The following is a 24,074-nucleotide window of genomic DNA, read 5'->3' as shown; positions in this document are numbered from 1 at the left end:
CAGACCATTTTGCACTTTACGAAAACCCCGGTATTGGCGCAGTCTGTTGCAGTCATGCTGCTGCCATTAAAAAGTGGCACCGCTGGCAAGCGTAACAAAATTAAGAATTTACAAAATAAAAACTGCGGAATGGCTACAAAGCAAGACCTAACAAGCAATGTCTAAAAATCACTAACTGGGAGTGGAATTCATGCCCCTCGATCATCAAACAATCGCAAAATGCAAGATTGTCAAAGCTGTTGCCAATCGGGGACATATCGCGTCGGCATTTCCAGAATTTGACGATAATTTGAACAGCCACAATATGGACAAGGCTTATGCGACAATCACCACATGGCCGCATTATCAACCTACCCCTCTGATTTTACTTGATAAGCTGGCAAAGTCTTGTGGTGTTGCCGCGGTTTATTACAAGGACGAGTCACAACGTCTGGACTTGAAATCCTTTAAAGCGCTTGGCGGTGCTTACGCGGTGGCAAATCTTGTTGCCGCAAAAAAGGCCGATGGCATTGAGCCGTCAAACATTACCGTGACAACGGCGACTGATGGCAATCATGGCCGTTCGGTTGCGTGGGGTGCAAAGCAGGCCGGTTGCCATGCCGAGATTTACATTCACGAACATGTCAGCCAGCAACGCGCCGATGCAATGGCTGCCTTTGGTGCCACTATCAACCGGATTGAGGGCAATTACGAAGCCTCGCTTGCCGCTTGCAAAGCCGATGCCGAGGCCAATGGCCGGTATATTGTGTCTGACACCTCATGGCCCGGCTACCGCGAAATGCCGCTTGATATCATGGCCGGTTACAGCGTCATGGGGCGTGAAACCCTTGATCAGATGCAAGGGGTGAAACCAACGCACTGTTTTTTACCGATCGGCGTTGGCGGCATGGCGGCGGGCATTGTTGCCCCGCTTTGGCGCGATATGGGTGCCGACCTTGGCAAGATGATTGGCGTTGAATCCTATATGTCAGCCTGTTTTCTGGATAGTATCGAGGCGCAAATGCCTAGCCTTGTAGATATAAGTGAAGAGACCATGATGGCGGGCCTCTCATGCGGCGAAATATCCGATCTTGCATGGCAAATTCTGCAACCGGCTTTGGATCATTGCCTGTCAATTACCGATGATGCGATTGCGCCATTGATGGCGGGCTTTGCCGATGGCCGATTTGGCGGCGGGTCGATCGAGGCTGGCGAATGTTCGACTGCTGGTCTTGCCGCATTGCTGGCGGCAAAGAATGATCCGGCAGGGTGGCAGGCACTTGGGTTGGGGGCGGACTCGATTGTGCTGTTAATCGGAACCGAAGGGGCAACTGATCCAGTATTGTATGAGCAGCTTTTGACCGAAGGGCGGCAGCCGTGACGGTGCCGTTGCGCGGCTTTGAGTCCGCCGAATTCGCCATGCGCTGTGCCAACGCCCAGCGCGCCATGGCCGCCGATGATGTTGGTGCCTTGCTGTTAACCAGCGAGGCTGATGTTCGGTATTTCACCGGCTTTATGACGCAGTTCTGGCAAAGCCCGACACGTCCGTGGTTTGTGCTGATCCCAGCCACCGGCAAACCCATTGCGATCATCCCCTCGATTGGCGTGCCATTAATGCGTGACTGCTATATTGGCGATCTGCAATCATGGCCTGCACCGGCGGCAACAGATGACGGCATTAGCCTGCTGGCACGCGTGATCCGCCAACAGATTGGGGCATCGGGACGGCTGGGCATGATGATGGGGCGCGAAACCGCTATCCGGATGCCATTGAATGACCTTAATGCCCTAGAAAGCCAGCTGGATCAGATCGTTTTTTGCGATATGACCGCCGCCATACAGCATATCCGGATGATAAAATCACCGGCTGAGCAAGCAAAATTAAAACATATCTGCCAGCTGGTATCGGGCGTGTTTGCCGATGTGCCGACATGGGCAACTGTCGGTATGCCACTAGATGAAACGTTTCGTCAGTTCAAAATCAAGGCGTTAGAGGCCGGCGTTGATGATGTCAGCTATCTGGTTGGCGCGGCAGGGCCCGGCGGCTATGGGGACATTATCGCGCCGCCAAATGGCCGCCCGCTTGCCGAAGGTGATGTTTTCATGTTTGACACCGGTGCTCTATGGGATGGTTATTTCAGTGATTTTGACCGAAATTTTGCCATGCATCACGCCACTGACGCAGCGCATGAGGCACATCACCGGCTTTATGATGCAACCCAAGCCGCACTGGATATCCTGCGGCCAGGTATTCCCGTATCCAAGCTGTTTTCGGTGATGGATCAGATATTGAGGCCAGACCAGTCGAGCCTCCATAGCGCCAATGATACCCAAATCACCAGTGAAGGTGTCGGCCGCTATGGGCATGGACTTGGCACCCAGCTGACCGAACCGCCATCCCATACTGATTGGGATAATACGATAATTGAGGCCGGCATGGCGCTGACGATTGAACCGTCGCTAAGCTATGGTGATGGATTAACCATGGTGGCCGAAGAAAATGTGCTCGTTCTTGACGATCAGATTGTTTTATTATCAACGCGCGCACCACGTGATTTGCCGGTCATTGCCGCTAGGTAATGCGCCTGCGTTTCGATGTACTGACTGAACAATGCTTGAGGAAGGACAAGATATGGCCGCCCCTGAAACCACATCCCAAAACACTTTATCTCAAGATAATGCATCAAGAGACCGGAAACCGCCCGCATTCAGTCATCTGCCATTCCGCGTCGCAGAGGCTGATGAAACCGCAACCCAGCTTGGTCTGGTCACATTAGAGACCGATTTAACAATCGAGACCGAGTTGCGGCATTTCATTGGTGACGGCGTTGGCACACAAGCAGGCAAAGGACAGCTTGCCAGCATTTTGCACAGCCGCATTGCCTGTGATGATCAGGTGACTGTCGAGAACCTGACCGCGATGAGGGAACGGTTTGCCGATGCGCTGGCGCTATTTCCGTCCGGCTATCATTTTGATGTTATCGGTTATGGCTGCACGTCTGCGTCACTATTGATCGGCGAAGAGACGATCCAAGCCATTGTGAAATCGCATGTTAATGTCGATCACGTCACCACCCCATTGACCGGCGCACGGCGCGCCTTGAAAACATTGGGCGCCAAAAATATTGGCTACCTTGCGCCGTATATATCTGAAATATCACAAAATATGTGTCTTCTGCTTGAGGATGATGGGTTTCGCATTGGCGCCGCCGCCACTTTTGGTGAGGGCCAGGACTCGATTGTTGGCCGCATTCACCCATCGTCAATTTCAGCGGCAATTGACGCATTGGTCAGCAATGCAGACACGCCGCTTGATGCGGTTTTCATTTCCTGCACATCGCTGAAATGCGCCAGCATTATCGCCGCCGCCGAGGCCAAACACGCAATTCCGGTTATTTCCAGCAATTCAGCAATCGCATGGGATATGGCCCGGCTTGCTGGTCTTGCCGTACCCGCCGATGGTGCCAGCCAAAAAGGCCGCCTATTTCAGCAGAATTGACTTATCAACCTTGGCAAGATCGGACTGGCCGCAAAGCCCAAGAGTTAGGTCAAGCTCGCGGTGGATGATTTCCAGTGTCTGACGAACGCCCGCCTGCCCCTTGGCACCAAGCCCATAAAGAAAGGCGCGGCCAATCAGCGTTCCCTTTGCGCCAAGCGCGATCGCGCGCAGCACATCCTGACCTGACCTGATACCGCCATCCATCCAGACCTCGGCGCGATCACCAACCGCATCAACAATTGCCGGCAAGGCGGTAATTGACGACATAGCACCATCAAGCTGGCGGCCGCCATGATTTGACACAACAATCGCATCCGCCCCGACATTCACCGCGGCCAGCGCATCTTCGACATCCAGAATGCCCTTGATGATCAATTTACCGCCCCATTGTTTACGGATCGCCGCCACATCATCCCATGACAAGGACGGGTCGAACTGGCTGACCGTCCAATCTGCCAGCGATGACATATCCTTAACGCCCTTTACATGGCCGACAATATTGCCAAATTGACGCCGCTTTGTGCTAAGCATACCAAGACACCAAGCCGGTTTTTGCATAAGATTCAGTATATTGCTCAACGTTGGTTTTGGCGGCGCACTAAGGCCATTGCGCACATCCTTATGCCGCTGACCCATCAATTGCAGATCAAGTGTGACCATCAGCGCCGAACATTTGGCGTCACGCGCCCGTTCGATCAGCCGTGATACAAAATCACGGTCGCGCATCACATATAGCTGAAACCAGAACGGCGTCGGGCTGTTTTCGGCAACATCCTCAATCGAGCAAATCGACATTGTTGATAGGGTAAAAGGCACGCCAAATTCAGCCGCAGCCTTGGCCGCCAAAATCTCACCATCAGCGTGCTGCATGCCGGTTAGGCCAGTTGGCGCTAACGCCACCGGCATCGGCAGATTTTGCCCAAGCATCGGCATTTCGGTTGTGCGCTGGCTGACATCCAAAGCGACACGTTGCCGAAATTTAATCGCGGCAAGATCGGTTTCATTGGCGCGGTAGGTTGACTCGGTCCATGACCCGCTATCCGCATAATCATAAAACATCCGCGGCACCCGCCGCTTGGCCAGTTTTTGCAGATCTTCGATACAGGCAATTGCCGTCATGATACGCCTCGTCACCATCAAGGTTAAATTGGTCCACTGATTTACAGCATGAACGGCTTTAACTCAACAGATGCTTCACAATCTTCGGCTGGGCAATCTTTGGCTGGACAATGTTCGGCTGGGCAATGCGTGCCTAGCGATAGCGCCGCAACATGGCGCTCATCAAAATTACCGGCACCAACCCTGACAAAACAATCATCAAGGCGGGCAATGCCGCAACCTCAAGCATTTCATCCTTGGCAAATTGATAGGTATAGGTTGCCAGCGTTTCAAAATTGAACGGCCGCAACAGCAATGTCATCGGCAGTTCTTTCATCACATCGACAAATACCAGCATAATGCCCGCAAGGAACGAACTTTTTAGCAATGGCATAATCACCTGCCGGATCGATTCCATATAGCCCTGACCCAGAACCCGGCTTGCATTCATCATATTTGCCGGCAGTCGCCGCACCCCCGAAATCATCGCGCCATAGCCAACCGCCTGAAACCGGACGATATAGGCCAGAAACAGCACCGCGATGCTGGTGACCAAAACGCCTTGAAACTGGGCGCCAAACACGGCAGCAAAACCGCGATCGAGCTGGCCGCTAAAGATCAACACGCCAATGGCAAGAATAGTCCCCGGAAACGCATAGCCAGTCGAGGCGAATAACGCCAATTTACGGGTCTTTGCACCAGCGCGGAAACTCGCCGTTACGACAATAAATGCAGATAGCAGCATAATCACCAACGCCGCAATCGCCGCAACAATCAGCGTATTGCCAATAATTTCGCGAATTGCCAGAAAATCTGCCAGCAGATCATTAGTTACAACCAGCCCCAGCAGCACCCCAACCGGAATAAAAAATCCAAATAACAGTGGGATAACGCACACCATCCAACAGGCCAAAACACCCAGCTTGGTCGGCGTTAGCATCGCTAGCGGTGTCTGGTTACGGCTGCTGGCAACATATTGCTGGCGTGAGCGTGCGTAAAGTTCCAGCCCCAATAGTGCCAGAATAAAGCCAAAACCTACAATTGAGATTTGCGCCGCCGCAACCAGATTATTCATCCCCAGCCAGACATTGAAAATACCGAGGGTAATCGTCTCAATTGCAAAAAACTCAACCGTGCCAAAATCTGACATGACTTCCATCATCACCAGCGCAAGGCCAGCCATAATGGCCGGACGTGCAAGCGGCAAGCCCACCTGCCAGAATTGCGACCGGTTATGCACCAGGGCAATTTCAAACAGGCTTGCCGGTGTTAAGCGAAAGGCGATCCGCGTCACCATGTAGATATAGGGATATAAAACCGACGCCATCACCAGAACAGCACCGCCTAGCGAGCGTATTTCAGGAAACCAGTAATCGCGCGGGCTTTGCCAGCCAAACATATGGCGCAAGCCCGATTGCAACGGGCCAGCATATTCAAAAAATTCGGTATAGCTATAGGCAATGATATAGGCCGGAATGGCGGCAGGTAATAACAGCATCCATTCCAGCATCCGGCGACCGGCAAAATCGTAACGGCTGATCACCCATGCCGAACTGACCCCAAATCCGACCGCTAGCGCGCCAACCCCGGCCATCAAAATCAGCGTATTGCTGACATAACGGCCAAGAACAGTGTCATAAAGATGCGACCATAGCCCGGCACTATCGCCAAAAGCCGCCAGCAGGACAGCAATGACCGGCCCCAGAATTAAGCCGCAAAGGACAATGACGCCACCCGACCACCGGTCAAACGGTCGGCGTTGTGCACGGGTAAATTGAGACAGGAAAGTCGCTACCATCCGACGCGATCAATGATCATTTGCGCTTTAGGTGCCAAGTCCGCAAGCCGCTCAATTGGCAGCGCATCAGGCTTGAACTTGCCCCAGCTTGCCAGCTCGCCATTGACCGTAACCGCTGGATTAACCGGATATTCGAAATTGATTTCACCGTAAAGCTGCTGGGCTTTTTCTTCGGTTAGAAATTCAAGAAACGCGATGGCTGCCGCTTTGTTTTTGGCGTATTTCGCAACACCGCCACCCGAGATGTTCATATGATTGCCGCGATTTGACTGATTGGTAAAGACCAGACGGATTGATTGCGCCCATTCCTTTTGATCAGCCTTATCACCAAATTTCATATTGCCGTAATAATAGCTATTCATCACCGCAACATCACACAGCCCCTGAAAAATCGCCTTGGCCTGACTGCGGTCATTGCCCTGCGGTTTACGCGCCAGATTTGCCACCACGCCGCCTGCCCATGCCTCTGTCGCCGCTTCGCCATGCGCCGCTATCATCGAAGCAACCAATGCGCGGTTATAGTCATGGCTACCCGCACGACTGCAAATGCGGCCCTTCCATTCTGGCTTGGCAAGATCTTCAAGGTCGGCTATCTCACCGTCAGCAACCCGCGATTTTGAGGTCACCAGAATACGCGCGCGCTCCGACAATCCGAACCAGCGATTATCATCAGCCCGAAGCCGCGACGGTATGTTTTCCGTTAAAATTTTAGACTGAATCGGCGCTAGCAAATCAAGGTCAGCATATTCAGCCAGCCGTGCAATATCGACTGTCAGAATGACGTCGGCAGGGCTTGCCGGCCCCTCAGCCTTAAGGCGTTGCGCTAGCCCCTTCGCCGCATAGACAACATTGGTCTCGATGCCGGTTTTCGCCGTAAAAGCATCCAGAAACGGTTGGATTAAAACCTGCTGACGGTGCGAATAAATATTGATCTTCTCAGCCGCAACCGCAGCCGATGCACCCCCCGCAAGCGCCATGAAACAGGCGCCAGCAATTAATTTACGAATTATCTGTGAGCCGGAAAAATCAACATAAATCATTTTATTATCCTACATAAAAAAACGGCACCAGTCATGAAGGGCCATGCTGTGGGCGGGTATTTAGACGTGCCTGCATCGCCATGTTTCTTGCCAACACGTTTATGAGCAAATCCTTACGTTGAGAATGATTATCAAACTCAATTCAGCATCGCAAGGGTTTTTCTGCGAATCATTCTCAAATACAGTCACCAATGTCTTTTCTGGTTGCAAATTATGACGGCTAGGCTATCACGTCTTCGCGGTTTTATCGTGCGAAAAAATGACCCAGAAAGGCTCGTGTTTAAAAATGGATATAATGATGGGAATGAGTACGGATGCGTTCTTGATTGCCCTTATTCAAATTATCGCCATTGATATTGTGCTTGGCGGTGACAACGCCATCATCATTGCCCTAGCCTGTCGAAATTTGCCGCCAAAACAAAAACGCCTCGGCATTCTGTGGGGTACCGCCGGTGCCATCATCCTGCGGGTAATTCTGGTGTTTTTTGCCAGCGCGTTGATGACCACACCGGGCCTGCGTTTGATTGGCGGCATATTGTTGCTGTGGATTGGGGTAAAACTACTGACCGATCAGACCGAGCATGATCTTAGCGGCAAGATAGCCGAAAAAAGCAGCCTGATGGGGGCGATTCAAACCATTATCGTTGCCGATTTTGTAATGAGCCTCGACAATGCGCTTGCCATTGCCGCTGCGTCCAAGGGCAGCCTGTTTCTGGTAATCTTTGGTCTGGTGCTGAGCGTGCCAATCATTATTGGCGGCAGTGCGATCATTTTGCGGTTTATGGAACGCTATCCAATCATCGTCACAATTGGTGCGGGATTGCTTGGCTGGCTTGGTGGCGACCTGATCGCTAACGACAAAATCAATGCAAATATTCTGCCTGAAATCATTGTCCAGTCACCTTGGATTGCCGCGATGATTGGTGCGGTTTTTGTGGCAGGGCTTGGCAAATTTCTCGCGGCACGCAAATCGGCGCCAAACCAGTCATAGCCAAACCAGTTATGGCGAAACCGGTCATGGCGCATATTTTTTTCAATTACCAAGCGCTAATTGATTGGCATCCGGGGAGAGTTTGCTAGTCTTTTGTGACAGCAATGCGCTTTTTTAAGGGCATTGTTTCACATAAGTTTTTTCGGCAGTTTTTCACGGCAGTTATTCAATGACCCAACAAAACACACCCAAAATTGCAGTCATCGGATTTGGCGAAGCCGGATCATGCCTGTGCCAAGGCTGGGGGCGCACCGATGTGCGCGCCTATGACATCAAACAACATGGCGATGCCGCGCTTGCCGCCGAGAAGATCAGCCAGATGCAGGCGGCCAATGTTATCATTGGTGATGATCCGGCCAGCATCGCCGGCGAGGCTGACATGATTTTCAGCACAGTGACAGCAGATCAGGCTCATGCCGCGGCCGCCGCGGTGGCAGCGGGCATCCGGCCCGGTGCCTATTTCTTTGATCTGAACAGCTGCGCGCCATCAACCAAACAGAAAAATGCTGCGCTGATAAATGAGGCTGGTGGACGCTATGTCGATGTGGCGGTCATGGCAACGATCACGCCCAAATATCACCAAACCGCAATGCTAGTGGCAGGAGACCACGCCGAGGCGGCAATTGACCTGATGCTGGCACTCGACATGAAGCCGGTTCACGTCCCCGGCCCGGTTGGCCGCGCCTCGACGATTAAAATGATCCGGTCGGTTCTGGTCAAAGGCATTGAGGCACTGACCGCCGAATGTTTCAGCGCGGCCTCAATTGCCGGTGTTGCCGATGAGGTGGCGGCCTCGCTTGATGCCTCGCAAACCAGAGATGGCTGGAAAGATCAAGCGGCCTATAATATGGAGCGAATGACCACACATGGCATCAGGCGCGCGGCTGAAATGCGCGAGGTCGCAATCACCCTTGCCGACCTCAATATAGCTGGCCGCATGACCGCAGGCACGATCGATTGGCAGGACGAGTTTGGCAATCTTGGGCTTTCATTGCTGGACACCGAGGGGCTGGAGCCGCGGTTAAGTGCCATCCGCGGCGCATTGGACGCCAAGAAAATTAGCTAAAAGTTTAGGCTAATTTGGGCTGGGCTAATTTGGGCTGGTCTAATTTGGGCTGGGTTCTGTTCTGCTCTATGCGGTGGCTGCCGGTTCAGATTTGCCCTCAAAAAGGCCGATCAGAACACCGGTTGTAAGAATGACGCCAACCCCCACCCATTGTATCACGCTTAGCGTTTCACCCAGCCAAAACGCGGCGGATACGGCCGCTACCAACGCCTCGGACAGCATCAAGATGCCAACAAGGCCGGGCGATACATATTGCATGATGCGGAATATCAGCAAGGCCGACGGTAAAAATACCACCGCTGACGCAATAAAGGCCGGAGGGGTGGCTTGGATCACGATATCCAGTTGCGGAAGCGGGTCACCCAGATAAATCGCCGCGATTAACGCCAGCCCCGCACCACATAGATATTGTAGAAAACTGACATGGATAAAATTTACCCCGTCATACCGCCGGATCATCACCGACCCTAACGCCCAGAACAAACCAGATAAAAGCCCCAACAAATCAGCCGGATCGAATGTTAACTGATCGGGGCTGATACCGGTTACCAGAACACAGCCGCAAAGCGCCGCAAAAATGGCAAGCCACCGGCTCCACCCGACCCGCTCACGCAGCACAAAATAGGCAATGGCCGTCGACCAGATTGGCGTCATATAGAACAGAACAACGGTTTTTGTCACCGATGCAACAACCAGCCCAAGGGCATAAAGCGTAAAGCCGGCCCCCATCAGCAAACCGGCGATCATTGCCCGCGACCAGTCACCGCGGGTTGCTGGTGCGGTTTTCAAGATCAGTGGCAGCATCGCCAATGCTGGCAGGAAATGAAACAAAACGACAACCCAGAGGGCGGACAGTCCCATCCCCTCGATATAGCGCATCGGAACCCATAAAACGCCCCAGAGCGATGAGGCCAGAAAAATAATCAGCAATGCCTGCCGGTGTTCATACTGCCGCGTAAAAAGCGATAGAAACCAGATCATATCTTCTCTTTTCGGGCTTTCAGCGTGATAGGTGCCACTTTATCACCGGACTTAATGCCAAATTTTGGAGAAGCCAAATCAGAGATGGGCCAAATCAGAGATGGGCCAAATTCATCAAAGGCCAAATTTACTGATGCGATGATTATTGCAAATCCTTAAACGCCACCTGTAACCGCGCCACCGCCTCAATTACCAATTCTCGCCGACAGGCGATATTAAAGCGCAGGAAACTATCCCCACCTGCCCCAAAACTATTGCCATGATTGACCGCGATCTCGGCCTGCTGTTCAACACGTCGGGTAAATTCAGCCCGATCCATTCCGGTATCAGCAAAATTGACCCAGCACAGATAGGTTGCCTCAATCGGCATTGACCGCAACCCAGGAATGGCCGCAATTCCGTCATCAAAAATAAGCTTATTCTCGGCAAGATAGTCAAGCAACGCATCAAGCCATTCATCACCATGCTGCCATGCAGCGGTACACATCAACATCCCAATCCGGTTAAACGACATCCCCGCCGCGCCGAACGCCACCTTTGCCAGCGGCGCACGCAGCGCATCATCACTGACAACAATGCTGCCGATCATACAGCCAGCAAGGTTAAAACTTTTGGTGGTTGCGACAAGCGTGACCAGCCGGTGACGTACTGAAGGTACCGCCGCGGCGAGGACATGGTGCTGATTACCCTTAAAAACAAGGTCGTTATGCACTTCATCGCTGATCAATGTCAAATCATGCGCCTCACAAAAATCGGCAAGCTGTTGCAATTCCAAGGGCGACCAGACCCGCCCACCCGGATTATGCGGCGAACAAAACAGCACGATCTTTTCATCACCGGTCAGACTGGCCGCAAGCGCATCCAGATCCATGTGATAGCGGCCATTACGCTGTACCAGCGGCGACTCGACAAGGCGCCGGTCAATGCCTTTGATAATCCTTGCAAACGCATGATATACCGGCGAAAAAACGATAACCCCGTCACCGGGCGTGCTGTAGGCCTGAAGACAAAGACTAATGGCATTGCCAAGGCCATGCGCATTGATAATCCAATCAGGCTCTACATCCCAATGATGCCGGCGCTTCATCCAGCCGATCAGGGCAGCGCGGTACTCACTATCATCGCCAAAATAGCCGTGAACACCATGATCTAGCGCACCAGCCAAGGCCTCTTGAACGGCTGGCGGTGCGCGAAAATCCATGTCCGCAACCCACATCGGAATGCCGGTTTTTGGCGACACGCCATATTTGGCTTGCACCGTGTCCCATTTCGATGAATGGGTACCAACGCGGTCAATCACCTCGTCAAAATTGAACGACATTCCGGTCTCTCCTGACACTTTATTTCTCCTATCCCAAACCGGTGCCTTTATCCATTAATTACCGGCTGGCTAGTAATTAACGGCTGGCTTGGCGAAGATCATTGATAGTCTGGTGCGGGGTAATCCCTTCGGTTGACACAATAAGATCAAGAACAGCACCAGTTTTAGACGCACAGGCACGCGCAAAAGCATCCGCGAAATCTGCAGTATTTTCGACCCGCTCACCGTAAAAACCATAGGCCTTGGCAAGGGTAACAAAATCCGGATTCACTAGTTCAGTGCCTGACACGCGTTCGGGATAATTACGTTCCTGATGCATCCGAATGGTACCATAGGTACCATTATTCACAATCAGGATAATCGGCTGCAAACCGCACTGCATTGCCGAACCAAGCTCGTTGCCGTTCATCTGGAAATCGCCATCACCAGCAAAGCAGAGAACAAACCGGCTAGGATCATACGCCTTTGCAGCAATTGCCGCTGGAACGCCATATCCCATTGCCCCGCTTTGCGGTGCCAAAAGTCGTGATTTCAGACCAAATTTCAGGAATTTATTGGGCCAAATGGCAAAATTTCCAGCGCCATTGGTGATAATCGCATCATCCGGTATGACCTCGCGGATATGCTGCATGACCTCGCCCATATCTAGGCTGCCCGGCTGTGATTTCACGCTATAGCTGGCATCATAGGCGGCCTTGGCGGCAGTAACCCAGCCTTGGCGCACCGGATCAGCCTCAAGACTGATCGTTGACAAGGCGGCGGCCATTGCATTCGGCGTTGCCTGAAGCGGTAAATCAGCGGCGTAGATTTTGCCGATTTCATCATCAGACGGGTGGCAATGAACCAGCTTTGGTTTCATGTTGGGACAGTCAAACAGGCTATAGCCGTCGGTCGTGCATTCACCAAACCGCACATTGATTGCGATAATCAGGTCAGCCTCACCAAGGAGCGTTTTGATATAGCCAAGCATCCCAACACCAGCATCGCCAACATAGCTTGGATGGTAATTATCGCAGATATCATGAAAGCGGAACGCCGCCACCAGCGGCAGGTGATTAGCCCCGGCAAAGGCCTCAAGCTGACGCGCAGCATCGCTGGTCCAGCCAGCACCCCCATAAAGGATCAGCGGGCGTCTCGCAGCCATTAATAGGCCGGCAAGCTGATCACGCTGGGCCGGCGATATATCAGGCGCGGGAATGTTCACCGGTGCACAGGCCTTGGCACTGGTCGGCGCTGTCAGCATATCCTCGGGCAAGGCCACGACAACTGGCCCCGGCCTGCCGCTAAGCGCGGTTGCCCATGCACGCGACATTATCTCAGGAATGCGGTCAGCATCGTCAATTTCGACAACCCATTTCGCAACCTTGCCAAAATAGTGTGAATATTCAATTTCCTGAAAGGCCTCGCGCCCCTTCATACCAACACCAACCTGCCCGACAAAGACAATCATCGGCGTTGAGTTTTGCGTCGCGGTATGGATGCCAATCGAGGCGTTGGTTGCACCCGGGCCACGTGTAACAAAACAAAGACCGGGCGTGCCGGTCAATTTGCCCCATGCCTCGGCCATATAGGCAGCCCCGCCTTCATTCCGGCACAGCATCAAATCAAATTTGCCCATGCGATCATACATCGCATCAAGAACCGCAAGATAGCTCTCGCCCGGGACACCAAAGCCCTTGGTGCCGCCAAGTGCGATCAGGCAATCCATTAACAGAGCGCCGCCATATTTTACATCAGATGACATGATAATTTTTCCCAAGAAAACCGAATAAGAGGGCGCAAACGGCGCCATCAAACCACCGGATTGCCGTCAAATCTTAGGAAACTGTCGCAACCTTCGCAACCGCAATAGCGAATGGCAGATGACGATTTCCGGCCAAGCCAGCAATATTGATGCGGCTATCGCCAACGACATACATACCGTGATCATCACGAAGCGACAAAACCTGCTCGGCATTTAATCCAAGGCGCGAAAACATCCCGCGGTGATGGGCGACAAAATCAAAATGATCAGAATTACATTGCTGGCGCAGTGCATCGGCAAGATTTTGCCGGATCGTCAACATTGTCATGCGCATATCTTCAAGCTCAGCCATCCATTCCGCGCGCAATTCGGCATCGGCAAGGATCATTCCTACCACAGCAGCGCCATGATCAGGCGCAAATGAGTAATTTAGCCGATTTAAAACCGCCAAATTGCCTTGCACCACCTCGGCCGTATCAGCGTCTTTTGCAATCATCATCGCAATGCCAACGCGGTCACGGTAAAGCCCAAAATTCTTAGAACATGATGCAGCGATAAACATTTCCGGCACACGCGACGCCATATGACGAAGCGGCGCAGCATCCCGATCCAGCCCATCACCAAACCCCTGATAGGCGATATCAATGAACGGCATTACCCCTTTTTCGATAACCAAATCGGTGATTGCCTTCCATGTGTCCATGTCGATATTTGCCCCAGTGGGGTTATGACAGCACCCATGAAGCAGCAACAGGTCGCCGGCTTTCAGCTCTTGAAACGACGCCATCATTGCGTCGGTATCAACAAGGCGCGTTTCATTGTCAAAATATGGATAGCCGCGGGCTTTAAAGCCCATATGCGTTGCCATGCTCATATGCGACGGCCAACTGGGATCGCTGATCCAGATTGTGCAGTCAGGATTCAGGATTTTCATTGACTCGAAAACCTGCCGGATTGCACCTGTGCCGCCCGGCGTCTGCAATGTCGCCACCCGATCAGCCGCCACCGCATCGCCCAGCACAAGATCACGCATCTGATCACGGAATAATTCGGCACCAGCAAGCGAAACATAGGCTTTTGAATTCTGTTCCTGCAAGAGCCGCGCCTCGGCCTTTTTCACTGCAGTCATAACCGGTGTTATGCCACTGTCATCCTTGTAGACACCAACACCGAGGTCAATTTTTTCGGCACGCGGATCGGCTTGAAATAGCTTGGAAAGACCCAGAATCGGATCGGCTTTTGCAGGCTGGAATTTTTCAAACATTTTGGTTTCTCTAAATGCAGGTGGCGATGGTTTTGTTTAAGGCAAATCCAGCTTGAAACGCAACGATTTTTACCGCGCATTTATCAAACGGCGTCACATTCGTTGATATCCTGACCGCTTTTCCAAAAAAAGCGCCAGTACAGCGTCATTTTTTTACGCCACCAGCATAACCAAGTGACTGCAGCGCAATTGTAATTTCATCAAGAATTACCGGATCATCAATAGTCGCTGGCATGGTCCAGCTCTCATTATCAGCAATCTTTGCCATGGTGCCGCGAAGCACCTTACCCGACCGGGTTTTTGGCAAGCGATCAATAACCACAACCAAATTGAATGCCGAAACGCGCCCCACGCGCTCCTTTACAAGAGCGATCGCCTCGGTGGTGATGTCATTTTGCGGCCGGTTACAATTCGGATAGAGACAAATCAGGCCAAGCGGCAATTGCCCCTTTAGCTGATCTGCGACCCCAATAACCGCGCATTCGGCAATGTCAGGGTGATCGGCCAGCACCTCTTCTAACTGACCGGTAGACAGCCGGTGTCCGGCAACATTAATCACATCATCCGTGCGCGCCATGATGTAGAGATAGCCATCGGCATCACAATAACCAGCATCACCGGTTTCATAATAGCCGGGAAACCGGCTTAGATATTTTTCGACATAGGCATCATCCGCGCCCCAAATTGTGGCAAGACCTGACGGCGGCAATGGCAGTTTGACCGCAATCGCCCCAAGCTCACCAGCCGGCAATATCGCGCCATCAGCATCCAAAATATCAATTTCATAACCGGGCATCGGCAATGATGGCGAGCCAAGCTTTACCGGCAGATGTTCAATCCCCATCGGATTGGCGCAGATTGACCATCCGGTTTCGGTTTGCCACCAATGATCAATAACCGGAACTTTTAGCTGTTTTTCGGCCCAGCTAATCGTATCAGGATCAGCCCGCTCACCCGCCAGAAACAGGTATTTCAGGCATGCAGTATCATAATCCTTTAAAAAGGCACCGTCTGGGTCAGCCCGCTTGATGGCGCGAAACGCCGTAGGGGCGGTAAATAGAGCCTTGACCTTATGTTCAGAAATAACCCGCCAGAACACGCCCGCATCTGGCGTGCCAATCGGCTTTCCCTCAAACAAGATGCTAGTGCATCCAAACAGCAATGGGGCGTAGACAATGTAAGAATGTCCGACCACCCAGCCAATGTCAGACGCCGCCCAATAGACATCGCCCGGCTGCATATCATAGATATGCCGCATCGACCAATTCAGGGCAACCGCATGGCCGCCATTATCGCGAACCACGCCTTTGGGCTGGCCTGTCGTGCCAGATGTGTAGAGAATATATAGGGGATCGGTTGCCTTTAGGGTGGCAGGCGGTAATTCGGGCGCACCATCATGCGCCGCCTGCCATTCCAGATCGCGTCTATCGACGAGATCAGCGCGCAATGCCTCACGCTGGACGATAACGCAATGATCGGGCTTGTGCATTGCCGCATCAATAGCCCCGTCAAGCAATGGCTTATATTCGACGATGCGCCCCGGCTCATGGCCGCAGGATGCGCTGATAATCACCTTTGGGGTACAATCATCAATCCGCTTGGCAAGCTCGGCCGCAGCAAAGCCGCCAAACACAACCGAATGGATCGCACCAAGCCGCGCGCAGCCAAGCATCGCCACAACGGCTTGTGGGATCATCGGCATATAGATGATAACCCGATCACCTTTTGCCACACCAAGGCCGGCAAGCATTCCGGCAAACCTTGCCGTCTGCTGTTGCAATTCGGCATAGGTCAGGGTTGATTTCTGTCCGGTAATCGGCGAGTCGTAGATGATCGCATTCTGCGCGCCTCGACCGGCAAGAACATGACGATCCACGGCGTTAAAACAGCTGTTCATCTGACCATCGGGAAACCAACGGTAAAACGGTGGATTGCTGGTATCAAGGCCGGTTTTTGGCGGGACTATCCAGTCAATCTGTGCGGCGGCATCAAGCCAGAATGCAGCTTTATCCTCGGTTGCCTGTTGATAGATTTCTTTATAATTCCCCATAGCTGCACTTTCTTTTTTGCCTTTTTGCCTGTTGCCCTTTTTGCGCAAAATTTATCATGGCTTGGCAATTTTTAATTAGCGGAAAATCTGGCCAATATCATAGATCACCAGCGCGATATCGGACTCCAATGGAAATGAAAGCATACCCATAACATCATAGCCAAGAAGCCCAGGCATAAGATAAAACCGGATCATAAACAGGAACCAAGCCACATAGAGCGGTTTGAACCGGTCGATTAGAAACGGCGGTGTCAGTTTTGCCGTTGCATCAATCATCGGCTGGGTAATTTTTACAAAAGCGCGCATGAAGAAAAAGTCGGAATATTCGGCAACAAATATCGCCATGCCAAACCGGCCAATCAAGGTCCACATTGCAGCACCAAGAATATAGTCAATAACCAGTACGGTTGCCCCAAACCCTGTTTCCATCAAAGCCATCCATGCATATTTGTTTATACCAGTAAAGATTGGCATGATTTGTTCGATTTGTGGACGCTTTTTCACAAAAGAATTTTTGAAAAATAAAAAATGGAGCAGAAGAACCCCTCTGCTCCATTAAAGAATTGGTATTTCCGATCAGAAGACCGGAAGATTGTGCTTAGCCGTCAGAAACAACTTTGCCCTTTGGAATACGGATTTCATCAACCATTTTCATGGTCTCCTCATCCGGCGCCTCGGTGGCAAGTGATACCACGATCATCAGCACAAGACTGACCGGCATACCGATCATACCAAAGCGCAGACCATCGAGGCCCAACCACGGGGTCATGCCGCCGAACTGGACCATATAGAGGTACCAGAAACCGGCGCCAAAACCACCAATCATGCCGGCAACAGCACCCTGACGGTTTGCCCGCTTCCACCAGACACCAAGGACAAGTGGGAAGAACAGGCCCGAATTGGCAAAGCAGAACGCCCACGCAACCGCACCCAAGATTCCGGTCAATCCCTGAGCCGCCACAAACGCGCCAGCAGCACCAACACCCAAGAGCAGGATACGGGCAACCACCAGACGGGTCTTTGTGTCAGCCTTTGGATCAATAATCTTGTAGTACAGATCATGTGACAAAGCGTTTGCAATGGCCAGCAGCAAGCCGTCAGCCGTTGACATCGCAGCTGCCAGACCACCAGCAGCAACCAATCCTGAGATCACATAAGGAAGACCTGCAATCTCTGGCGTTGCCAGAACCACAATATCACCCTTCATGAAAAACTCGTTGATCTGCAGGATACCGTCACCGTTACCGTCAAAGACTTTCAGAAACCCAACTTGCGACCATTTCTGCACCCACTCAAGCGAGTTCACATCAGCGATAGATTTGCCAATGATGCCAGTTGCAAGGTTCGGATCAAGCAGTGAAAGCTTGGTGAACGTAGCCAGAGCTGGTGCCGTCAGATACAACAAGCAAATGAATACAAGCGACCAACCAACTGACTGTCTGGCGGCTCTTACAGATGATGTTGTGAAATAACGCATCAACACATGTGGAAGTGACGCTGTACCTGCCATCATACAAATGACCAAGGTCAGAAACTTCCATTTTGCCATCAATGTATCGCTGGCATCATTGATACCGACTGTGAGCGCCGCAAGACCGCCGGCAGCAGCCTGCGCCTCAGGCGTCGGTTTCAAGGCACCAACATTATGCAAGGCTTCGAGTTCTTGAACCCGAAGAACCGCATCAAATTGTGACAAATGAGGTATCAGACCATAATCGAATTTGTTCGACATCCAGAACACTGGCAACAAATAGGCAATAATCAAAACGATATATTGTGCAACCTGTGTCCAAGTAACCGCCTTCATTCCGCCAAGCATCGAGCAGAACAGGATACCGGCAAGACCGATCCAGACTGCCACCGTAAACGGAATATTCAGCGCACGCGATGCCACGATGCCAGTTCCGGTGATTTGCGCTGTCACATAGGTGAAAGACGCGACCACAAGAATAACAACCGCACAAAAACGCGCGAGATTACCGCCATAACGAGTGCCGATGAAATCAGGCACTGTATAACAACCGAATTTGCGCAAATACGGCGCTAAAAGGCTTGCCACCAGCACATAGCCACCAGTCCATCCGACAAGGAACGCCATATAAGGGTAACCCTTCAGATAGATACCGCCAGCCATCGCAATAAACGAAGCTCCCGACATCCAGTCGGCAGCTGTTGCCATACCGTTAAAGACCGCCGGCACCTCTCGTCCGGCGACGTAATATTCGCTAGACTCCATGGTTCGAGATAACACACCGATCAGGGCGTAGATGAAAATGGTAAATCCGACGAACATCCAGCCAATTGCATCCGCACTGACGCCTGCTTGTTCAAGGATTGCCATGAGGATTACAAAGCCAAGGAATCCAAGTGTATAGATACCGTAAACTTTGCTGAGATTATTAATGAACCCTCCTTCAAGTTTCATAGCAAACCTCCTAATCTTCAGCGACACCAAACTCTTCGTCCAGTTTGTTTTGTTTATTTACAAACCAGAAAATGAGAATGGCAAAAGCAAGTTGCGAGCCCTGGCCAGCCATGTAGTAACCGCCAGGGAATGACCCAGCTGCGCCGTTTAACGCACCGCCAAACCAATGAACAACAAAAGAGAAAAATACCCAGATCGCTAGGGTCTTGACCAACAAACTCTTGGTCCTATCCCAGTGCCCGGTTGATTGACTGCTCATAACAGTTTCCTCCGATAATCGTGACCAGCCTCTCCGAACTGCTCACTTCCCCTCAGCCCAGCCTCTGACCCGCTTGAAGCAAGCCCAATAACTAAACTACCTCAATGCCGAATTTTGTTATTATTTTGATCACGACATCACTCGCACCAGATGTTAATGAGAATGAAACAAATGACAACCAAATTCCGCGACAGTGGTGTAATCGCCCATGATATCAATTCTAAAATCAATGCTGCGCACAATCGGACTCTTGAGCGACCCACCAGTTGAGACACGCCAACAACTTATTGATTTCATTGACACCAGAGCTGCCTATGTCTCGCAGGTTACGCTCTACACCTATGTAAAAGCGCGCGCCGGTACACAGTACCCAAAGCTATTCCAAAATACCGATTTCTTGACATCTCTGCGCATCGCGCGCTGGCATATTTACGGTGCTGCTATCTGTGATCTTAGCCTTTTTGCCGTTGCACAGCTAAAACGCGGTGGCGGGTTAAAAAATCAAAAGGCAAGCGAATTAGTCGCTGAAATGCTGGATGGTATTTTGCTTGATTACCAACAGGACGATATCGATCCAAACCTGTTTGCAGCAATGGGTGACAAGGGCAAACAGCGAGCCGCCTTTGCCGATTGGGACCTTATTGCCGATGGGGCGGCCGCTTTCCAGTCAAGCTCGGATGCAGTGTTTCGTTGGGCACCGATTGCCGATGAGTTAAAAAATGATGATGAGGAAATTGTGCGCAATTCAATTCACCTGCGCTGGATTGGCGTTCGCCGCGATTTGAAGGCCTTGATAAAACCAGAACTCGTTCTGGCCGATTGGCAAAGGGCTGGACGAAATTATCCGCCGTCCGTTTGATGATTTGGCCGGGGGGCTTTCGCCGCTTAATTCATGCCCCCCAAACTCACATCATCATACCTCGCCATTCTAGTTGCCCATTCTAAATACCCAGTCTAAATGCTGATACTGGTTAAAAACACAAGGATGAAGACATGCCCATAACGAAAACTGTGAAAATGCTGGTCGCCGAGGCCAAAAGCGAAATCAATAGCATCAGCGTCGATGACGCTTACGAACGCCAAAAATCGGGCGCGGCTGTTTTGATTGATATTCGTGATATCCGCGAACTTCAACGTGACGGCCGCATTGATGGCGCATTCCATGCCCCGCGCGGGATGCTGGAATTTTGGGCCGACCCTGACAGCCCCTATCACAAAGATATATTTGCAACAGACGGCGAATTGATTTTATTTTGCGCCAGCAGCTGGCGCTCGGCCTTGGCTGCCAAAACCCTGCGAGATATGGGGTTTACCAATATCCGCGATATGGAGGGAGGCTTTACCGCGTGGCAAGGCCAGTCATTGCCCATAACGAAAGCTGACTGATTGCCCGATCTGACGAATATTTGCCGGGTCAAGTTTGAAAATTTCGGCAAAAAATCCGGGGTAGTAATTGACAATTAATTTTTCCGTAGGCTAAGTGCTGGCAGTTTATTATCGGGAGCAAAGTGATGAGTGAAGTAGCGGCCGAGATTGATGCCATAATTGCGCGGGCGCGTGCTGCCCAAAAGGCTTATGAGGCGAACGGCACTCAGGAACGGTTTGACCGCGCCGCCGAAGCCGCTGCATGGGCCTTAATGGAACCCAGCCGTAACGCTGAACTTGCGGCATTTGCTGTGGCTGAAACTGGCCTTGGTAAAATCGCCGATAAGATTACTAAAAACCACAGGAAAACGCTTGGTCTGCTGCGGGATATTCATGGTAAGACTAGCTTTGGCCTGATTGATGATGACGCACAATCAGGCGTTAGCGAATATCTGCGGCCAAAAGGCGTTATTGCTGCAGTTGTTCCTTCAACCAACCCGCTGGCAACACCAATCAACAACGTTGTCAACGCGCTGAAAACCGGCAATGCAATCATTCTGGCACCTTCACCAAAAGGCGCTGCACCGCTGGCAAAGCTTCTGGAATATGTTTATGCGGAGTTTGATCGAATTGGCCTTGATCATGATCTTGTACAAATGGTGCCGAATCCGCCATCGAAAGAGAAAACCGCGCGGCTTATGCAGGGCGTGGATATGCTGGTGGTAACCGGCTCGCAAAGTAACGTGCGTTCAGCCTATTCATCAGGAACACCGGCACTTGGCGTCGGCATGGGCAATGTCGTGACAATCATTGATGAAACCGCTGATCTCGATGATGCAGCTGGTAAAATCGCCCGTTCAAAATGTTTTGATAACGCGACTTCATGCTCATCAGAAAATGCCGTGATTGTTGTCGATGCAGTTTATGATGCGTTTTTGCGGGCGATTGCGCGGGCTGGCGGCATGTGTCTTGACGCTGATCAAACAGCCCATCTAATTAACACACATTGGCATGATGGGCATTTAAACCGGAATATGCTGGCAAAGGACATCGACGCCGTTCTGGACACGCTTGGCTTTGCCGAGACCGCGCCCGAAGGTACAAAATTCCTTGTTGCTCCTGCAACCGGCATTGGCCCTGACGCGCCAATCTCTGGCGAAAAAATGGCTCTGTTCTTTGCGCTTTACCGCGCCGCAGATTTTGCCACCGCCAAGGAAATGGCACGCGAGCTTCACGCCTATCAGGGACGCGGCCATTCGTTGGGGCTGCATAGCCGTGATGATGCGCGAGCGCGTGAACTGGCGATGGATATGGAAGCCTGCCGGATTATTGTCAATCAGGCGCATTGTTTTGCGACCGGCGGATCATTTGATAATGGACTACCATTTTCGTTGTCTATGGGCTGTGGTTCGTGGGGCGGCAATTCGATCGACGACAATTTGAATTGGACGCATTTCGTCAATCATGTGCGAATCGCACGGCCAATTGCCCCGGTTGAACCCACTGTTGATGAAATGCTTGGCGCCTATTTTAAGGCCAGCAACCAAACTGGTGCGTAAATCATGTCCGATCCTATTTATGGCGCGAAATCATCCAATATTGCTGACCTGCTTATCAACGCCGCTACCGCGACACCTGCTGCTATTTGGCTGACAACACCTGAAACCGGCAAGGGGTTCAGCTGGCAGGAAAGCCGTGATCGTGCGACCAAAATAGCCTGCTACCTGCAGGGGGCTGGACTGTCGGATGGTGCGTCGGTTGCGATCGCATCAGCCAATGGTGCGGCCGCCAGCTTTGCCTTTCTTGGCACCGTGTTTGCCGGTTATCGTGCAACCCCGTTGAATCTGGTGGCGGGGGTAAAAACACTTGGGTTTGTCCTGTCGCATTCCAAAACCGAGATCATTTTATGTGCTGACGAGTCGCGTCAAATGGTCGAAGACGCATTGGCCGCAATGCCCGACGCACCGCACACCATGCCAAAGATCGTCAGCATGGATCTTGATGACGGGCCGCGCTGGGACGAAACTGGCATCACGCCGGCAAAACCACAGGAATTGCGCCGTCCAACTGCTGATACAATCGGCCTTTTGATGTATACGTCCGGCACAACCGGTGTTCCCAAAGGTGTATTGCTGTCGCACGCAAACCTGATTGCGGCGGGCATTAATGTCTGTATCGCACACAAACTAAGCCCAGGTGACACAGGAATGTGCGTGTTGCCGATCTATCATATTAATGGCCTTTGTGTAACCGTTATGGGCACATTGGTATCGGCCAGCGGGCTGGTAATGCCGCGGCGGTTCTCGGCCACACATTTTTGGGGTCAGATGAAGCGTTTTGACTGTAGCTGGTTCAGCGCTGTGCCGACGCTATTTGCCTATTTGCTGAATGACGAAACAGTGCCCGAGCTCAACCGAGAACGGCTGCGCTTTTCGCGGTCAGCATCCGCGCCTCTGCCGCCAGAAATTCACCGTCAATTCGAAAAGCGGTTCAATATTCCGATCATTGAGACCATGGGCCTCACTGAAACTGGCGCACAAATTCTGTCAAATCCTCTGCCTCCTGCCGAACGCAAGATCGGGTCACCCGGCATTGGCTATGGCAACGAAATCGCGATCGCTGATGCAGAATTGAACCTGCTCGGGCCTAATATTGAGGGGGAAATTCTGGTTCGTGGCAGAAATGTCATGCAAGGCTATCTCGACCGGCCAGAGGAAACCTCCAAAACCATCACACCGGATGGATGGCTGCGCACTGGCGATTTGGGGCGCATGGACGAGGATGGGTTTATCTTTGTTACTGGCCGTATCAAAGAACTGATCATCAAAGGCGGGGAAAATATTGCACCGCGTGAAATTGATGAGGCATTGCTGGAGCATGACGCGGTTTTAGAAGCCGCCGCTTTTGCCCGTGAATGCAAGGATTACGGCCAACGGGTCGAGGCCTGCGTGCGGCTGAAGGACGGCAAACTCATCTCTGAAGACGCGCTTCGTGAGTTCTGCAAAAGCCGGATCGGCGCCTATAAGACACCGGATCACATCCATTTTCTGGATGACCTACCAAAAGGCCCGTCTGGCAAGGTGCAACGCATGAAGCTGCTTGATCTGGTTGCCGAACTGCCAGTCGCCTGACTCCACTGATATCCCCTATCTTTTTTGACCTATTTTTGATGATTGCGTTTCTATAACTATGGT

Annotated in this window: 20 protein-coding genes; 9 read left to right on the top strand and 11 right to left on the bottom strand. The window is 51.9% G+C overall.

The window, feature by feature from the left end:
• Window positions 1-190: 190 nt before the first annotated feature.
• Genes AB8881_11450 through AB8881_11440 form a run of 3 tightly spaced genes read left to right on the top strand, consistent with a single transcriptional unit; the run spans window position 191 to window position 3,478 of the window.
• Window positions 191-1,360: a diaminopropionate ammonia-lyase gene (locus AB8881_11450; GenBank protein ID XDZ63146.1), complete on the top strand. Its 1,170-nt coding sequence runs from the start codon at window positions 191-193 to the stop codon at window positions 1,358-1,360.
• Entirely contained in the window at window positions 1,357-2,559 is a 1,203-nt protein-coding gene (locus AB8881_11445) for a M24 family metallopeptidase (protein ID XDZ63145.1), read from the top strand. The genes AB8881_11450 and AB8881_11445 overlap by 4 nt, the downstream gene beginning before the upstream one ends.
• A 52-nt stretch (window positions 2,560-2,611) precedes the next feature.
• Window positions 2,612-3,478, top strand: a complete 867-nt coding sequence (locus AB8881_11440; GenBank protein ID XDZ63144.1) for an Asp/Glu racemase — start codon at window positions 2,612-2,614, stop codon at window positions 3,476-3,478.
• On the opposite strand, the gene AB8881_11435 is transcribed toward AB8881_11440, so the two are convergent.
• The 3 genes from AB8881_11435 to AB8881_11425 form a co-directional block, all read right to left on the bottom strand.
• The gene (locus AB8881_11435; GenBank protein XDZ64560.1) at window positions 3,461-4,612 is read right to left on the bottom strand and encodes an L-lactate dehydrogenase; all 1,152 of its coding nucleotides are present in this window, start codon (window positions 4,610-4,612) and stop codon (window positions 3,461-3,463) included. The genes AB8881_11440 and AB8881_11435 overlap by 18 nt on opposite strands.
• A gap of 118 nt (window positions 4,613-4,730) precedes the next feature.
• Entirely contained in the window at window positions 4,731-6,374 is a 1,644-nt protein-coding gene (locus tag AB8881_11430) for an ABC transporter permease (GenBank protein XDZ63143.1), read from the bottom strand.
• Window positions 6,368-7,414, bottom strand: a complete 1,047-nt coding sequence (locus AB8881_11425) for an extracellular solute-binding protein (GenBank protein XDZ63142.1) — start codon at window positions 7,412-7,414, stop codon at window positions 6,368-6,370. The genes AB8881_11430 and AB8881_11425 overlap by 7 nt, the downstream gene beginning before the upstream one ends.
• 286 nt (window positions 7,415-7,700) lie before the next feature.
• On the opposite strand from AB8881_11425, the gene AB8881_11420 reads away from it, so the two are divergent.
• Entirely contained in the window at window positions 7,701-8,405 is a 705-nt protein-coding gene (locus tag AB8881_11420) for a YjbE family putative metal transport protein (protein XDZ63141.1), read from the top strand.
• A gap of 169 nt (window positions 8,406-8,574) precedes the next feature.
• Complete coding sequence (locus tag AB8881_11415; GenBank protein XDZ63140.1) at window positions 8,575-9,471, top strand: DUF1932 domain-containing protein; 897 nt, start codon at window positions 8,575-8,577, stop codon at window positions 9,469-9,471.
• A 66-nt stretch (window positions 9,472-9,537) separates the two neighbouring features.
• On the opposite strand, the gene AB8881_11410 is transcribed toward AB8881_11415, so the two are convergent.
• The 8 genes from AB8881_11410 to AB8881_11375 form a co-directional block, all read right to left on the bottom strand.
• Window positions 9,538-10,452 carry a DMT family transporter gene (locus AB8881_11410; GenBank protein XDZ63139.1) on the bottom strand — a complete coding sequence of 305 codons (915 nt, stop codon included), beginning with the start codon at window positions 10,450-10,452 and terminating at the stop codon, window positions 9,538-9,540.
• A gap of 142 nt (window positions 10,453-10,594) precedes the next feature.
• The gene (locus AB8881_11405; protein ID XDZ63138.1) at window positions 10,595-11,773 is read right to left on the bottom strand and encodes a MalY/PatB family protein; all 1,179 of its coding nucleotides are present in this window, start codon (window positions 11,771-11,773) and stop codon (window positions 10,595-10,597) included.
• Window positions 11,774-11,849: 76 nt separating this feature from the next.
• A complete protein-coding gene (locus AB8881_11400) occupies window positions 11,850-13,517 on the bottom strand; it encodes a thiamine pyrophosphate-dependent enzyme (protein ID XDZ63137.1) in 1,668 nt (555 codons plus the stop codon).
• A gap of 73 nt (window positions 13,518-13,590) precedes the next feature.
• A complete protein-coding gene (locus tag AB8881_11395; GenBank protein XDZ63136.1) occupies window positions 13,591-14,781 on the bottom strand; it encodes an aromatic amino acid transaminase in 1,191 nt (396 codons plus the stop codon).
• 145 nt (window positions 14,782-14,926) lie between these two features.
• Entirely contained in the window at window positions 14,927-16,831 is a 1,905-nt protein-coding gene (locus AB8881_11390) for a propionyl-CoA synthetase (protein ID XDZ63135.1), read from the bottom strand.
• A gap of 75 nt (window positions 16,832-16,906) precedes the next feature.
• Complete coding sequence (locus AB8881_11385; GenBank protein XDZ63134.1) at window positions 16,907-17,260, bottom strand: hypothetical protein; 354 nt, start codon at window positions 17,258-17,260, stop codon at window positions 16,907-16,909.
• Window positions 17,261-17,429: 169 nt separating this feature from the next.
• Window positions 17,430-19,256: a sodium:solute symporter family protein gene (locus AB8881_11380; GenBank protein ID XDZ63133.1), complete on the bottom strand. Its 1,827-nt coding sequence runs from the start codon at window positions 19,254-19,256 to the stop codon at window positions 17,430-17,432.
• Window positions 19,257-19,266: 10 nt separating this feature from the next.
• Window positions 19,267-19,515, bottom strand: a complete 249-nt coding sequence (locus tag AB8881_11375; protein XDZ63132.1) for a DUF4212 domain-containing protein — start codon at window positions 19,513-19,515, stop codon at window positions 19,267-19,269.
• Between the two features lie 208 nt (window positions 19,516-19,723).
• Here AB8881_11375 and AB8881_11370 point away from each other — a divergent pair, with 208 nt between their 5' ends.
• The 4 genes from AB8881_11370 (at window position 19,724) to AB8881_11355 (ending at window position 24,011) form a co-directional block, all read left to right on the top strand.
• The gene (locus tag AB8881_11370) at window positions 19,724-20,374 is read left to right on the top strand and encodes a hypothetical protein (GenBank protein XDZ63131.1); all 651 of its coding nucleotides are present in this window, start codon (window positions 19,724-19,726) and stop codon (window positions 20,372-20,374) included.
• 134 nt (window positions 20,375-20,508) lie between these two features.
• A complete protein-coding gene (locus AB8881_11365) occupies window positions 20,509-20,901 on the top strand; it encodes a rhodanese-like domain-containing protein (GenBank protein XDZ63130.1) in 393 nt (130 codons plus the stop codon).
• Window positions 20,902-21,026: 125 nt separating this feature from the next.
• Window positions 21,027-22,439, top strand: a complete 1,413-nt coding sequence (locus tag AB8881_11360; protein ID XDZ63129.1) for an aldehyde dehydrogenase family protein — start codon at window positions 21,027-21,029, stop codon at window positions 22,437-22,439.
• Between the two features lie 3 nt (window positions 22,440-22,442).
• Window positions 22,443-24,011: an AMP-binding protein gene (locus AB8881_11355; protein XDZ63128.1), complete on the top strand. Its 1,569-nt coding sequence runs from the start codon at window positions 22,443-22,445 to the stop codon at window positions 24,009-24,011.
• Window positions 24,012-24,074 lie beyond the last annotated feature (63 nt).

This window comes from Alphaproteobacteria bacterium LSUCC0396, from assembly GCA_041228345.1.
Classification (GTDB): Bacteria; Pseudomonadota; Alphaproteobacteria; order Puniceispirillales; family Puniceispirillaceae; genus UBA3439.
This window is presented reverse-complemented; position numbering and strand designations above follow the sequence as displayed.

Excerpts from the sequence above, each read along its gene's own strand:
- AB8881_11450 (XDZ63146.1), top strand. The coding sequence starts at position 191 with ATGCCCCTCGATCATCAAACAATCGCAAAATGCAAGATTGTCAAAGCT.
- AB8881_11440 (XDZ63144.1), top strand. The coding sequence starts at position 2,612 with ATGGCCGCCCCTGAAACCACATCCCAAAACACTTTATCTCAAGATAAT.
- AB8881_11430 (XDZ63143.1), bottom strand. The coding sequence starts at position 6,374 with ATGGTAGCGACTTTCCTGTCTCAATTTACCCGTGCACAACGCCGACCG.
- AB8881_11425 (XDZ63142.1), bottom strand. The coding sequence starts at position 7,414 with ATGATTTATGTTGATTTTTCCGGCTCACAGATAATTCGTAAATTAATT.
- AB8881_11420 (XDZ63141.1), top strand. The coding sequence starts at position 7,701 with ATGGATATAATGATGGGAATGAGTACGGATGCGTTCTTGATTGCCCTT.
- AB8881_11415 (XDZ63140.1), top strand. The coding sequence starts at position 8,575 with ATGACCCAACAAAACACACCCAAAATTGCAGTCATCGGATTTGGCGAA.
- AB8881_11410 (XDZ63139.1), bottom strand. The coding sequence starts at position 10,452 with ATGATCTGGTTTCTATCGCTTTTTACGCGGCAGTATGAACACCGGCAG.
- AB8881_11405 (XDZ63138.1), bottom strand. The coding sequence starts at position 11,773 with ATGTCGTTCAATTTTGACGAGGTGATTGACCGCGTTGGTACCCATTCA.
- AB8881_11400 (XDZ63137.1), bottom strand. The coding sequence starts at position 13,517 with ATGTCATCTGATGTAAAATATGGCGGCGCTCTGTTAATGGATTGCCTG.
- AB8881_11395 (XDZ63136.1), bottom strand. The coding sequence starts at position 14,781 with ATGTTTGAAAAATTCCAGCCTGCAAAAGCCGATCCGATTCTGGGTCTT.
- AB8881_11390 (XDZ63135.1), bottom strand. The coding sequence starts at position 16,831 with ATGGGGAATTATAAAGAAATCTATCAACAGGCAACCGAGGATAAAGCT.
- AB8881_11385 (XDZ63134.1), bottom strand. The coding sequence starts at position 17,260 with ATGGAAACAGGGTTTGGGGCAACCGTACTGGTTATTGACTATATTCTT.
- AB8881_11380 (XDZ63133.1), bottom strand. The coding sequence starts at position 19,256 with ATGAAACTTGAAGGAGGGTTCATTAATAATCTCAGCAAAGTTTACGGT.
- AB8881_11375 (XDZ63132.1), bottom strand. The coding sequence starts at position 19,515 with ATGAGCAGTCAATCAACCGGGCACTGGGATAGGACCAAGAGTTTGTTG.
- AB8881_11370 (XDZ63131.1), top strand. The coding sequence starts at position 19,724 with ATGATATCAATTCTAAAATCAATGCTGCGCACAATCGGACTCTTGAGC.
- AB8881_11365 (XDZ63130.1), top strand. The coding sequence starts at position 20,509 with ATGCCCATAACGAAAACTGTGAAAATGCTGGTCGCCGAGGCCAAAAGC.
- AB8881_11360 (XDZ63129.1), top strand. The coding sequence starts at position 21,027 with ATGAGTGAAGTAGCGGCCGAGATTGATGCCATAATTGCGCGGGCGCGT.
- AB8881_11355 (XDZ63128.1), top strand. The coding sequence starts at position 22,443 with ATGTCCGATCCTATTTATGGCGCGAAATCATCCAATATTGCTGACCTG.